Below are 11,868 nucleotides of genomic sequence, written 5' to 3'. Positions count from 1 at the left end.
AACTTTCATTATCATTTATTAATTTTTTTAACTGAGGAGGCAATTATTATGAGCAAGTTTTATGCTGTGAAAAAGGGGCGGCGTCCGGGAGTATATAACACTTGGGATGCCGCTAAAAAACAAGTTAGTGGCTTTTCTGGGGCGGTGTATAAGAGCTTTGCTACTGGAGCAGAAGCAAGAGCCTTTATGACAGGATCATCAAAAACCGGGGTGCCAGCTCATAAACGGTCTCAGCCGATGGCCACCGAACCATTAAAGTCGGCCCAAATTATTGCTTTTACGGATGGCGGTTCCAGAAATCACGGTAATGTTGCTGGTGGTCATGTTTTAACGAGTGATAAAGCCGCATGGGCTTACCGACTTGAATTACCTAATAACGAGGTGGTTAGTGATTCAGCTGGTGAATGGGGAGCCACTAATAATCGCATGGAGATTATGGCATTAGTAAAAGCCCTGACGTATTTAGCTAAACGACAATTACAACATGAAAGTATTCGCATAGTAATGGATTCTAAATATGTATTAGATGCAATTAATAAGGGTTGGTTAGCTTGTTGGAAACGGCGTAACTGGCATCGTAGTGGGAATGCTGAATTAAAAAATAGTGAACTTTGGCGTCAATTAGATCAATTATTATCACAGTTTAATCATTTACAGTTTGTTTGGACTAAAGGTCATGCTGATAATTCCGGCAACGTTTTTGTCGATCAATTATTAAACCAAACGATGGATGACATGACACCAAATAAAAAGCCCGTTGCTACTAGCTTCGTGAATAAATCAACCCACGGGACTAAGCAACTAGGCTTGTTTGATGACTAATCTTATTTGTTAACCTTGTGATAACGTTTGTCGACTTCTTTACTCCAAAAACCACCAGAAAGTTCGATCGGTTCTTGAACCATAATGAAGGCATCTGGCGAAAGCTCTTTAATTTGTTCCATGAGCCTCCGCTCGGCTTTTCGAGGTGCTAAAATACTTAGTACCAACCGCGGACCGCTACGACCATCAGCATGAGAAACGGTAACACCATAACCCTTTTCACGTAGGTTTTCTGGTAACTCTTCATTATGAGCATGCAGTGGGTTAGTCGGATCAATTTGAACGGTTACTTGGAAATTAACGTAGCCTAAAGCAATCCGATCTTCAATAATGATACCAATATAGATACCAACCCCAAACCCAATAGCATAAGCAGCGATATTTAACTTACTATCAATATGCTGTAGGGCAATGGCCAAGGCCATAACATAGATTAATTCTTCAACGACTGCCACAATGGGCGCCAAATATCGGTGACCCTTAACTACTAACATTGTTCGAAATGTGTTAATGGAAATATATAATGCATTTAAGACGAAAATAGTTGCGGCTAATTTCATCTGCTCACCTCCTAAACAGGACCTTTTAATCTTTAGTTTAGCACTGGTATTTTTAAAATGCTGATTTAAGCATTTATGAATTGGTTTGTAGTTGTCAAATTGACAATTAAGACCTGGCGAGATATTCTTAATTAGTAATTGAATTTAAACAAGAAGATGAGGTTATTTGTTTAATGGCAGAGTTAATTCCGTACTTGATGTTTGAAAATACGAAAAGCGCTCTGGAATATTATCAACGAGTGTTTGGAGTAACAGATGTTTATCGTAATATTCCAACACCCAAACAAGCTGATGAGTTGGCATTAAATGTCGATATCGACTTGGAAGAACTTACTATGAGTGCCGGTTTTAAAATTTTAGGGCATGAGGTATGTTGTGCTGATAGTTTTCTGGGAAAACCAGTAGGATCATCACTGGTATCATTGATGTTGCGAGTGGAATTAGATGATTCCACGGCAACTAATGCGTTAGAACAATTATATCAGCAAGTATCTAATTCTAATGAAGTAAAAGTGATTAATTCGTATGAAAAGCGACCAACTGGAAACAAGCTTGGTCAAATAGTGGATAAATACGGGGTAACCTGGATTTTTAATGCAGTAAAATAATAATAAAAAGCACCAATATCTAACAAGATATTGGTGCTTTTTTGTTAGGATGAGCTAGTTGATCAGGATAGATTATTTAAGAAGACGTTAATGAAGTTATTAGTTCGTGAAAGTGCTAACATTAAATTGTTAAGGGCTTACATAATTTCATAACGTGATATTTGATAGGGATGGATATATAGGAGATGATGACATGAAGAAGGTAGGCTGGTGGTTTTTATTGACAGTGGTATTACTTTTAACGTCATGGTTTAATGATCCGGCACTAGCCAAAGCAGTTACGACTAATGAAGCAACCACTGTAAGCGATAATCACCAACCATCAGATTCTAATGATAGTATCGGTGCAGATCAAAATTTCCCACAGCAACCTAAAGAAAAAACTTCAACGACCAGTAGTAACACCGTTAATCAACCAGCCACCACGACTAATCAACCAACTAAAGAAGCGGCATCAACCACCAAACCGGAGTTAAAACTCACCGGCAGTAACCACTTGGTAGTTGGACAAAAACAACGATTAAATGGTCAAATTTTAAACGCGACGGGACAATTAAAATGGCGTTCGAGTAACGTTAAAGTAGCTACGGTTAACCAAAATGGAACGTTTAAGGGAAAAAAGCTGGTTCAGTAACTATTCGATTGGAATTTGGTGGTCAATTTAAAGAACTAAAAATAAGGGTTACTCAACAAACTAATGGCACCTTAAATAGTAAGTTTAAAAGAGCTCGAAAAAATGAAACGATTATTTTGGTAGGAAACTTTAAAATGAACGGTGACGTTAAATTGCCAACGGCTAAAAATGTTAAAATCAACGCTACCGGTGCTTCTTTTACGGGAAAAAGAGGTTGTTTTTATGGCATTTTAAATAGTGGTCTTCAATGGAAGGGTGGCTATATTGGTAGTGGTGGTCATACATTTCGCTTATTAAGAACTACCAATGCCAATATTAGTGGTATTAGTTTTCACCAAACCAGTGCTATTGGCGGCCATGTGTTTGATTTAATGGGATGCAAGAATATTAATATTAACAACAATGATTTTTATGGTTACAGCCATACCTTAGATACTCAAAGAATTCGTGAAATAAGCGATCATGATGAGTATGCAGAAACTATTCAAACCGACTATGCTAATTATGATAGTGGCGGTAACCGATTCAATCAATATGGTGAGGGCTACTTTAACGGTGAACCATCATCTTATATCACGGTGACCCATAATACTTGGCAACCTGAATATGATGGCAAACGCTTAGTTTCGTTAGCTCAATCACCAATTGGACAACACGACACAATTAGTAGTAATAGTCGAGAAATTAATCACATTACGTTCACTTATAATACGGTTAATGATCCAATCCGATTAAGCGGAATGGGATCTGATACCGCTTATTTTGGAGCCTCCATTCATTTTGAATCGGCAAGTGACATTGATATTTCTCACAACCAATTTAATTCAACTATGAAACGCTCACGCCCGGAAGATTGTATTATTATTTCTAATCATTATGGTCATATGCTTAACACCTTGAACGTTAAAATTGATGATAATTCGTTTAATGGCTATCATGTAAGCCGAGCGGCAGTACGTTTAATTGCTGCTGGTCAGCATACTATCAGTGGCGTCCAAGTAACGCAAAATAAGACAAATCAAATGAAATTAATTGAACGTTATGGTAATACTCAGGTATCAGATAAATAAAAAAATGCTAGGTAGTCACCCATAAAAATAAAAGTTGAAATTATCCTAGTATGTAATGGCTTTCAGGCAAACTTTTGGAACCTTTTATTACGATTGCGAGTCAAGTGCTTTGATTTTTTTAAAAATACAGCTAGAATTTAACATGAAAGTAACAAAGAGGAACAAAGAACAAAAACTAGACCAAAATCTGATGTCTTTAAAAGCTGTACATAATCGGGGGGATTTTATTATGAAGAAAACAATTACAATTGCAACCGCTTTATTAGCTACTTTGACTTTGACTGCCTGTGGTTCTAAGAGTTCTGACAAGGCTAAGAGTTCTAGTTCAGTGAAGACTGAAAAAACTTCATCATCAAAAGCTTCTTCATCTTCAATGAAATCAGATAAGAAAGCCAGCTTGACTGAATTTGACAAGATTACTACTGGTAACGAAAAGACCGGTATGGGCGGAACCTCTGAAGCTAAGGTAAAAGAATACCTAGGTTCTAAAGCAGAAAAGGTAAGTAGCACTACTACTGCTAATACAAATGTATCTAGTGACAGTAAGACTGAATCTAAATCTGAAAAGAAGACTATCTTATCTTGGACCGATGTTGATTCATCACTTAAAGGTGCTACTGTTCAAGTTGAATTTGTTAACAAGAAGGCCGTTTCTAAGAGCTTTACGGGTTTAACTAAGGGTGCTAAACTTACTCAAGCTAAGTACGACAAGGTTAAGAAGGGTGACATGTATGACACCGTTAAGAAGGACCTTGGTACTCCAATGGATGAAACTGTAACTGGTTCTGAAAAAGATTCACATCAAACCTTGAAGTACACTGTAGATGCTAAGAACGCTACTCTTAAGTTCAAGGACATGAAGTTAACTGAAAAGACTTTAGCTTAATAATAATGGAAATTAATATTAAATAACGCTGTCCAGCCTTCCACTTAATTTCCAATGCAACTAAAAACCCGTTAAATTGAATTAATCAATTTAGCGGGTTTTTTGCTTTTTCAATTAAAGGTTATTCTTTAAATAATCTTGTAAAACGAGGGCATTATTATGTTGGCGATCTTTAGCGCCATATAATAAGATAATCTTTTGTTTAACAAGGTTTTGTTTAACCATTGCCACAAATGATGAAGTAGCAGGATTTTGATTTAATTCGGCTAAATAACGTTGCCAAAATTCGTCAAACCGACTAGCATCATGATTAAACCAAGATCTTAATTCACTAGATGGAGCAATTTCTTTGGCCCATAAATCGAGGTGGGCATTAAGCTTAGATACGCCTCGCGGCCAGAGTCTATCGATTAAAATTCGGTAACCATCAGTATCTACTGGTTTATCATAAATTCGTTGAATTTCAATTTGCATAAGAAAAGCCTCCACAGAAAGGATATTAAAGTGACAATTTCAAAATCAGCTGGCATTAAATTTTATCAAACGGGCACCACTGGTCAAATCGCACAAAACTTATTAGGCACGACGTTAAATTACGTGACTTCTCAAGGAATTACTCTCAGCGGCCTTATTGTAGAAACCGAAGCTTATTTAGGTGAAGTTGACACTGCTGCACACGCTTATAAGGGACGCCATACGGCTGCTAACGATCCATTATATGAACCACCAGGCACGATTTATATTTATTCGATTTATGGTCATTATTTGTTCGATGTTGCAACGCAAACACAGGGTGTCCCCCAAGGTGTTCTAGTGCGGGCTATTCAACCAATACAAGGCATTGAACAAATGGAATTAAATCGCTACCAAACCGGGATATCTCTTACTAATGGTCCTGGTAAAGTAATGGCCGCTCTAGGGATTAACAACCTGATTTTAAATGGTGGTTTGGCTAATCAAGCACCATTATTTATTGACCTATCTAAACGCAAACAACCGCAGCAAATTCAACATAGTAGTCGTATTGGAGTAGAACATCAAGGTGATTGGGCGGATCGGCCACTACGTTTTTTTGTAGCGGGAAACCCCTATGTTTCCAAAATTAGAAAAAAAGAGGTAGATGCCATAAACTATGGTTGGCAAGTTTAACTGTATCGATGAGCTATTTTGGCAGAAACCGCACTAGCAATCGCACCAATTAAATCGTCAATAAAGGTGTTACTAACGTGTTCATTTTTATCTTCATCGAGTTTCTTAATAATACCGACCTTGTTACGATCGATATAGCCATAATTGGTAACCCCAATCGTGCCGTAAATATTGGCGATACTTAGGGCTAATCCTTCATCGACTCCAAAAACACCAGCATCATTTCGAATAATGGCTTCAAGGGGTTCACTTAATTGACCTTCAGTAGCTAAACGATCCAGTTCTAGACCGACCATGGCATTATTTAACACTTCTCGTTTATGCAAAACACTGATGGTATCCTTTTGAACCTCTTTAATGTCTAGATCATCAATAAAATTACTTTGCATTTGATAAGCAATGTCAGCAATATCTTTATAAGTAACCCCTCTGGCTGCCAAAGCATTAGTAACATATTCAAAGGCAGCAGTATCTGGGTATTTAAATTGTTTATTATTCATTTTTTTCACATCCTTAAACTATATTATACAAAAACGCGAAGCAATTAGTTGCTTCGCGCCTTGTAGAATTTTATAGTAAGTATTTTTTATCAAATTCAGGATCTTGAGAAGTTAAGATCTTAGGACCTTCTTTAGTAATAGCTAAAGTGTGTTCATATTGTGCTGAAGGCGTATTATCAGCTGAAACATAATAAGTCCAATCATCTTTAGCATCATAACGATCGGCAATTTGCCAAGTACCGGTATTAACCATTGGTTCAATCGTAATGGTCATTCCTTCACGCAAACGAGGACCCTTACCGGCGATACCATAACCGGGAACGTTAGGGGCTTCGTGAATGGTTGGTTGAATACCGTGACCAATTAATTCCTTAACGTCACCAAAGCCGTTTTCGTCTTCAATATATTGTTGCATGGCCGCACCAATATCACCAACCCGATTACCAATGACAGCTTGGTCAATACCGAGATAAAGGGCAGTTTTAGTAACATCCATTAATTTGGTAATTTCCGGGGAAACTTCACCTACGGCATATGACCAGCAGGAGTCACTTTCAAAGCCGTCCAAGTTAACACACATATCAACTTTAACGATATCGCCTTTTTTAAGTTTTAAGCCCTTCCGAGGGATCCCATGGGCCACTTCGTCGTTAATGGAAACACAAGTAGCGAATTTATAACCGTCAAAACCGATTTCAGATGCGGTGGCACCGTGTGATTCAATGTAGTCACGAGAGAAAGTTTCAATGTCCCAAGTGTCTAAGCCGGGTTGGATAAGGTCGCGCAAACCAACGTGAACGCCAGCCAAAATGGCCCCGGATGCAGCCATTTTTTCAATTTCGCGAGCAGATTTTAAAGTGATCAATGTGTAATTCCTTCCTTTTATAAAATTGTTATTATTAATCGATGATGCCTTTTTGGATAGCCTCTAAAATTAATTTCACTTCTGAAATTTTGGAATCAACAAGATAGGCCATGGTTTCGTTATTTTGTTCTTTAGCTTCGTGAAGCTGACCATCTAAAAAGGCCAACTGATCATGGAGGTATTCAGTTAATTTCATAATTACACCGTTTCCTTCCTGGTTAGTATCAGTTTTATTATAGACCAATGGTTCCAATTAATCATTAATGAATGCTGGAAACCTTGTAATGGTCAATTATAGGAGTAGAATTAAAAGAAATCAAATTATAAAGGGGTATCAAAATGATTGTTTTAATACTGATGCTAGTTGTTTCAATAATTTTGCTGATATTAGCTATCAAAATTAATAAAATATATCATCAAAAAATTGAAAATAAGAAGCTTCAATTACAACACTTAAAGGAACTTCAACAACAACTAAAAGAGGCGGAGTAGATGGATATTTTAACAATTAGTAGTTGGATTACTTGGATTACTGTTACTTTGATTTTGGTTGTAGGCGTGATTATGATTCGAGTAGCGGCACTAGCTAAAAAATTAATGAGTTTAAGCAATCAAGTTGATCAGGCTCAAACTGAATTACTAACCGAAATGGTAGCTAAGCAATTAAATAAAAACCAGTAGAATCGATCTCAAGTAGAGGTCGATTTTTTATTTATGCTGAAATCAATTGCGGGATGTGCTAATATTATATACGAACGTACGTTTGGATATCAAGGAGGACCACAGATGAATTATGCTAAAGAACCGCATGGGGTCTTTTTCTTTATTGATAATAAATCTTTTTATGCCAGTTGTGAGAGTGTGGTACGGGGACTAAATCCGTTAAAGTCCATAATTGTAGTCATGTCAGAACAGGCTAATACTAATGGGGGATTAGTGTTGGCTACTTCACCGATGGCCAAAAAACTTTATCATATTACCAATGTTAGTCGGCAACGAGACGTTCCTCATCGCGCTGATATTTTAGTCGTTCCGCCGAGAATGAACCTTTATATTAAAATGAGTCTTAAAATTAACCAAATTTATCAAGAATATGCAGCGGCAGAAGATATTTTACCGTATTCAATTGATGAGTCACTATTAGATATGACCAAATCATGGCGTTTATTTGGTGACTCTCCGGAAGCGGTGGCTAAGATTATTCAGCACCGAATTCGACAAGAAATGGGCCTCTACACGACGGTAGGAATTGGTGAAAATCCGGTTCAAGCTAAGTTAGCTTTGGATTTATATGCCAAACACGATGATCAATTGGTAGGAGAAATCAAGTATGAAACGGTGCCTGAAACTATTTGGCCGATTACTAACCTAACTGATGTATGGAGTATTGGTCAGCGGACGGCCAAACGTTTAAAACGACTACATATCAATACGATGGCGGAATTAGCTCATAGTAATCCTTACCAGTTAAAGGCTGAATTTGGAATTGTGGGTTACCAATTATTTGCCTTAGCCTGGGGAATTGATCGAACTTCCTTGGCAGAAAAACGATCGGTGAAAGAACCGGGATTTAGTAATTCACAAGTATTGCCTAGAGATTACTCAAAATATGCTGAAATTCGAGTGGTAATAAAAGAAATTGGTGAACAAGTGGCGGCTAGAATTCGCGCTCATCAATGGTTAACCACTAAAATTAGTTTAGGTATCGGCTTTTCCTATGCAGTAGCCCAACAGGGAGAACGCAGTGGCTTTCATTGCACTAAAACAATTGAAGCCACTAATAACAGTCACGAGCTTGTGTGCGAGTTACTATCCTTATTTGATGATTACTGGAACGAAGAACCGGTACGAAATATAGCGGTGAGTTTTAGTGGCTTAATGCACGATTCTGGTGAGCAACTGTCGTTATTTCAACCAGTGAAGCAACAACTGAAGCAAACGGCGGTGGATCAGGTGGTGGACTGCATTCAAACTGAGTTTGGCATTACTTCGCTAGTACGAGCCAGTAGTTTACTACCGGGAGCGACGATGATTAATCGGGCCAGTCTGGTAGGTGGTCATAATGGAGGGAATGCTTATGATTAAGCCAGAACAAGAAGTTAAGATTTTACAACAACATATTGATCAAACATTTCAACGCCGCCCTAATACTATTTATCGTTTGTGGATTGTGCGTGATCGCTTTGACCAGTCAGTGAACTTTTTTATGTTAATTCAACCTAAGTTCAGGCGCCCCCATTCCATCCCACTCCACATGGTGTTAACCCTTGATTTAGATATTATTGAAACCATTATTGCTCAAATCAGACACCAATATCACTTAACGATGATTTTTGTGGGGTTTGAAGGACTGCGCTGGCCTACTAGCCAACAGTTAATTCAATCACATACGGTGGTGAAGCCATGATGGTTATTTTCGATGATTCGTTTAACGATCAGCGGGTCCAACACTTTTTTGATTATGAATATCTAGATCGTGGCATTGTAAAGTGGCAGGGATACTTTTTGTCTGATCATACCTCGGCGTTAGGCCGATTACAGCAACGTCAACAACAGCTGTTTGAAACCAAGCTGAAACAACAATCCACTGCTAAAATAAAGCAGAAACTAAAGCAAGCCTATCAACAGCAATTACCGGTGTTAGTACAGTTTAATCAATTAGAGGAGCACACCCATCATTTATTAATCATAGTGGGCATGGTGGATATGGTAACGGAGCATTATTGTCAAATTAATAACCAAACGTATGAATTACTAGATATGAGGGGCATCATTGAGGCGCTGGATGATACGGAACCTTATGCTATTCAATAAAAAAAGCTAGAAATCAATTTGATTTCTAGCTTTTTTATTACCAAATTTTAACTCGTTTATCAGGAGCCAAATACATTCCATCTCCAACTTGAACGTTGAAAGTATCGTAAAAGTCATCAAGATTCTTAACTTGAACGTTAGCTCGCAGTTCAGCTGGTGCATGGACATCGATATTTAAGAGTAGTTGTTTGTATTCTTCAGTAGACTTGGTCCGCCAAACTTGGGCCCAATTAGTAAAGAATTCATAGAGATCATAGTTGGACTCATTTTTAGCTGCTTCTTCAGCGCAACTTAAGCCACCGGCATCCGCAATATTTTCAGAAACGGTTAATTTACCGTTGACCTTACTACCGGCAAACGGAATTCCATCGAATTCTTCAATCATTTGTTGAGCCAATTGTTTGAAATGAGCATTATCTTCGTCAGTCCACCAGTTATTTAGGTTTCCGTTTTCATCAAAGAGCGAACCGTTGTTATCAAACGCATGGGAAATTTCATGGGCAATAACTGCACCGATGCCGCCGTAGTTTTGACTTCGCGATTGTTTTAAGCTATAAAACGGTGCCTGTAAGATTGCGGCAGGAAAGACGATAATATTTTTAAAGGGATGGTAGTAAGCGTTGACGGTGCTAGCGCTCATTTCCCAGTGAGTTCGATCAACGGGTTTGCCTAACTTAGCAAAACTATGTTGGATACTAATCCGGGAAATTTCATCTAAATTGGTCAGCAAAGAACCACCTTGATTACTTGGTACTATCTTGAATTTATATTCCAGTTCATCGATATGATCCGGAAAACCAACTTGCAGTTCTAGCTTATCTAATTTCAAAACTGCCTTTTTTCGGGTAGCTTCACCAAGCCACTGGTTATTGGTTAATCGTTGTTTGTAAACTGCGATCATGTTACGAACCATCTGCTCTACGTCAGCCTTAGCTTGTTCGCCGAAATATTTATGAGCGTAAAAATCACCGGTCGTTTGGCCAAAGACTCCACTAGCAAGGTAAAAGGCTGATTTTTTCTGTGGTGTAGTAGATTTACGGCCGGAAAGAGCGCGACCGTAAGTCGATCCGGTTTGCCGAAATTCTTCTGATAAAAGGCTGGAGTAGCCATTAATGGTTTTAACGAGCATCCAGTTCTTCATATCATCAAAATTAGCTGGGTTCATAATATCGTTTAAAGCATCGTAGTATTTAGGTTCAGTGACAATCACTTGCTCCGGTACTTGATTAAAGAGGGCCTGACTTAAAGCGGTTAAGTCCAAGTAATTGGTGCTTTTAGCAAATTCAGCGAAGTTACGTGGATTGTACATTTTGCTGTAGTCAGCAGATTCTTCAGCCGATTTGACGTTAGGAGCAATTAAAGCATCGAATTTTTTAGCAGAAGCAACAATGGCTTCTGCTTCAGCGCCGCTATAATCAGCTAGCACTAAAAGTTGCTGCACCATTTGGGTAAAAATGGGCATTAATTGGGCAGCCGATTGGTTGTCGGCGGCATAATAAGTTTTATCTGGTAAAAAGAGGCTAGGTACACCAGCAAACAAAGCGTTCACACTGGTATTTTTCATATCAGCATCAACATCAAAGTTAAATGGTAGTGGCAACCCACTTTCGATCCAGTCTGCCAATTCGTTGTTTAATTCATCGAAGTTAGAAAGATGTTCAATACGTTCTAAGACTGGTTTTAATGGGGTTGCGCCATCTTGATCCCGTTTTTTGAAATCAGCAGCTAAATGATATAGCTTTAAGAATTCAGCTAACGGACCGTTAACTTGATCCATATGGGCACTTAAATCATCAAAGTCGGCCATTAGTTGTTTGTCAATATTATCGTTAAGATCCATGAAACCACCAGTAGAAGCGTGATCAGCTGGAATCTTAGCGGTTTTAAGCCATTCACCGTTAACAGCTTGATAGAGATTATCTTTTAAAAGAGCTTGATTAATTTTGTCCAAATGAGAATC

16 protein-coding genes are annotated in these 11,868 nt (G+C 38.2%); 10 read left to right on the top strand and 6 right to left on the bottom strand.

The window, feature by feature from the left end; translation table 11 throughout:
* The first annotated feature begins 48 nt into the window (after positions 1–48).
* A complete protein-coding gene (locus HII32_RS01715) occupies positions 49–822 on the top strand; it encodes a ribonuclease H family protein (RefSeq protein WP_216655616.1) in 774 nt (257 codons plus the stop codon).
* A gap of 2 nt (positions 823–824) precedes the next feature.
* On the opposite strand, the gene HII32_RS01710 is transcribed toward HII32_RS01715, so the two are convergent.
* Positions 825–1,382, bottom strand: coding sequence for a DUF2179 domain-containing protein (locus tag HII32_RS01710; protein ID WP_172187688.1), 558 nt, complete (start codon positions 1,380–1,382; stop codon positions 825–827).
* A 173-nt stretch (positions 1,383–1,555) separates the two neighbouring features.
* Between HII32_RS01710 and HII32_RS01705 the strand changes: the two genes are divergently transcribed.
* The 4 genes from HII32_RS01705 (at position 1,556) to HII32_RS01690 (ending at position 4,580) form a co-directional block, all read left to right on the top strand.
* On the top strand, positions 1,556–1,990 hold the full coding sequence (locus HII32_RS01705; RefSeq protein ID WP_172187687.1) for a VOC family protein: 435 nt from the start codon (positions 1,556–1,558) through the stop codon (positions 1,988–1,990).
* A 193-nt stretch (positions 1,991–2,183) separates the two neighbouring features.
* Positions 2,184–2,624 (top strand): hypothetical protein, encoded by a 441-nt coding sequence (locus HII32_RS01700; RefSeq protein WP_172187685.1) that lies wholly within the window; start codon positions 2,184–2,186, stop codon positions 2,622–2,624.
* 8 nt (positions 2,625–2,632) lie between these two features.
* On the top strand, positions 2,633–3,694 hold the full coding sequence (locus HII32_RS01695) for a hypothetical protein (protein ID WP_172187683.1): 1,062 nt from the start codon (positions 2,633–2,635) through the stop codon (positions 3,692–3,694).
* A gap of 229 nt (positions 3,695–3,923) precedes the next feature.
* A complete protein-coding gene (locus tag HII32_RS01690) occupies positions 3,924–4,580 on the top strand; it encodes a DUF3862 domain-containing protein (protein ID WP_172187681.1) in 657 nt (218 codons plus the stop codon).
* Between the two features lie 114 nt (positions 4,581–4,694).
* Here the strand turns inward: HII32_RS01690 and HII32_RS01685 are convergent, their stop codons facing one another.
* Positions 4,695–5,054, bottom strand: a complete 360-nt coding sequence (locus tag HII32_RS01685) for a DUF488 domain-containing protein (protein ID WP_172187679.1) — start codon at positions 5,052–5,054, stop codon at positions 4,695–4,697.
* Positions 5,055–5,084: 30 nt separating this feature from the next.
* Here HII32_RS01685 and HII32_RS01680 point away from each other — a divergent pair, with 30 nt between their 5' ends.
* Entirely contained in the window at positions 5,085–5,729 is a 645-nt protein-coding gene (locus HII32_RS01680; RefSeq protein WP_343034636.1) for a DNA-3-methyladenine glycosylase, read from the top strand.
* Here HII32_RS01680 and HII32_RS01675 read toward each other — a convergent pair.
* The 3 genes from HII32_RS01675 to HII32_RS01665 form a co-directional block, all read right to left on the bottom strand.
* Complete coding sequence (locus HII32_RS01675) at positions 5,726–6,229, bottom strand: phosphatidylglycerophosphatase A family protein (protein ID WP_172187677.1); 504 nt, start codon at positions 6,227–6,229, stop codon at positions 5,726–5,728. The two genes, HII32_RS01680 and HII32_RS01675, sit on opposite strands and share 4 nt — an antisense overlap.
* A gap of 70 nt (positions 6,230–6,299) precedes the next feature.
* On the bottom strand, positions 6,300–7,094 hold the full coding sequence (gene map / locus HII32_RS01670; RefSeq protein ID WP_172187676.1) for a type I methionyl aminopeptidase: 795 nt from the start codon (positions 7,092–7,094) through the stop codon (positions 6,300–6,302).
* Positions 7,095–7,128: 34 nt separating this feature from the next.
* Entirely contained in the window at positions 7,129–7,290 is a 162-nt protein-coding gene (locus HII32_RS01665) for a hypothetical protein (protein ID WP_172187674.1), read from the bottom strand.
* A 296-nt stretch (positions 7,291–7,586) separates the two neighbouring features.
* Here HII32_RS01665 and HII32_RS01660 point away from each other — a divergent pair, with 296 nt between their 5' ends.
* The 4 genes from HII32_RS01660 (at position 7,587) to HII32_RS01645 (ending at position 9,908) form a co-directional block, all read left to right on the top strand.
* Positions 7,587–7,775, top strand: coding sequence for a hypothetical protein (locus HII32_RS01660; protein WP_172187673.1), 189 nt, complete (start codon positions 7,587–7,589; stop codon positions 7,773–7,775).
* 105 nt (positions 7,776–7,880) lie between these two features.
* A complete protein-coding gene (locus HII32_RS01655; protein WP_172187671.1) occupies positions 7,881–9,179 on the top strand; it encodes a Y-family DNA polymerase in 1,299 nt (432 codons plus the stop codon).
* Positions 9,172–9,501, top strand: a complete 330-nt coding sequence (locus HII32_RS01650; RefSeq protein WP_172187669.1) for an acetyl-CoA carboxylase — start codon at positions 9,172–9,174, stop codon at positions 9,499–9,501. The genes HII32_RS01655 and HII32_RS01650 overlap by 8 nt, the downstream gene beginning before the upstream one ends.
* Positions 9,498–9,908: a hypothetical protein gene (locus HII32_RS01645; RefSeq protein ID WP_172187667.1), complete on the top strand. Its 411-nt coding sequence runs from the start codon at positions 9,498–9,500 to the stop codon at positions 9,906–9,908. Before HII32_RS01650 ends, HII32_RS01645 begins: the two co-directional genes overlap by 4 nt.
* A gap of 37 nt (positions 9,909–9,945) precedes the next feature.
* Here the strand turns inward: HII32_RS01645 and HII32_RS01640 are convergent, their stop codons facing one another.
* Positions 9,946–11,850: a M13-type metalloendopeptidase gene (locus tag HII32_RS01640; RefSeq protein WP_172188735.1), complete on the bottom strand. Its 1,905-nt coding sequence runs from the start codon at positions 11,848–11,850 to the stop codon at positions 9,946–9,948.
* Between the last annotated feature and the right edge of the window lie 18 nt (positions 11,851–11,868).

The sequence above is a fragment of the Lentilactobacillus kribbianus genome (assembly GCF_013184075.1).
In the GTDB taxonomy this organism is placed as follows: Bacteria; Bacillota; Bacilli; order Lactobacillales; family Lactobacillaceae; genus Lentilactobacillus; species Lentilactobacillus kribbianus.
This window is presented reverse-complemented; position numbering and strand designations above follow the sequence as displayed.

What these genes read in the sequence shown, in the direction of transcription:
- HII32_RS01715 (WP_216655616.1), top strand. Translation starts at nt 49, where the DNA reads ATGAGCAAGTTTTATGCTGTGAAAAAGGGGCGGCGTCCGGGAGTATAT.
- HII32_RS01710 (WP_172187688.1), bottom strand. Translation starts at nt 1,382, where the DNA reads ATGAAATTAGCCGCAACTATTTTCGTCTTAAATGCATTATATATTTCC.
- HII32_RS01705 (WP_172187687.1), top strand. Translation starts at nt 1,556, where the DNA reads ATGGCAGAGTTAATTCCGTACTTGATGTTTGAAAATACGAAAAGCGCT.
- HII32_RS01700 (WP_172187685.1), top strand. Translation starts at nt 2,184, where the DNA reads ATGAAGAAGGTAGGCTGGTGGTTTTTATTGACAGTGGTATTACTTTTA.
- HII32_RS01690 (WP_172187681.1), top strand. Translation starts at nt 3,924, where the DNA reads ATGAAGAAAACAATTACAATTGCAACCGCTTTATTAGCTACTTTGACT.
- HII32_RS01685 (WP_172187679.1), bottom strand. Translation starts at nt 5,054, where the DNA reads ATGCAAATTGAAATTCAACGAATTTATGATAAACCAGTAGATACTGAT.
- HII32_RS01675 (WP_172187677.1), bottom strand. Translation starts at nt 6,229, where the DNA reads ATGAATAATAAACAATTTAAATACCCAGATACTGCTGCCTTTGAATAT.
- HII32_RS01665 (WP_172187674.1), bottom strand. Translation starts at nt 7,290, where the DNA reads ATGAAATTAACTGAATACCTCCATGATCAGTTGGCCTTTTTAGATGGT.
- HII32_RS01660 (WP_172187673.1), top strand. Translation starts at nt 7,587, where the DNA reads ATGGATATTTTAACAATTAGTAGTTGGATTACTTGGATTACTGTTACT.
- HII32_RS01655 (WP_172187671.1), top strand. Translation starts at nt 7,881, where the DNA reads ATGAATTATGCTAAAGAACCGCATGGGGTCTTTTTCTTTATTGATAAT.
- HII32_RS01650 (WP_172187669.1), top strand. Translation starts at nt 9,172, where the DNA reads ATGATTAAGCCAGAACAAGAAGTTAAGATTTTACAACAACATATTGAT.
- HII32_RS01645 (WP_172187667.1), top strand. Translation starts at nt 9,498, where the DNA reads ATGATGGTTATTTTCGATGATTCGTTTAACGATCAGCGGGTCCAACAC.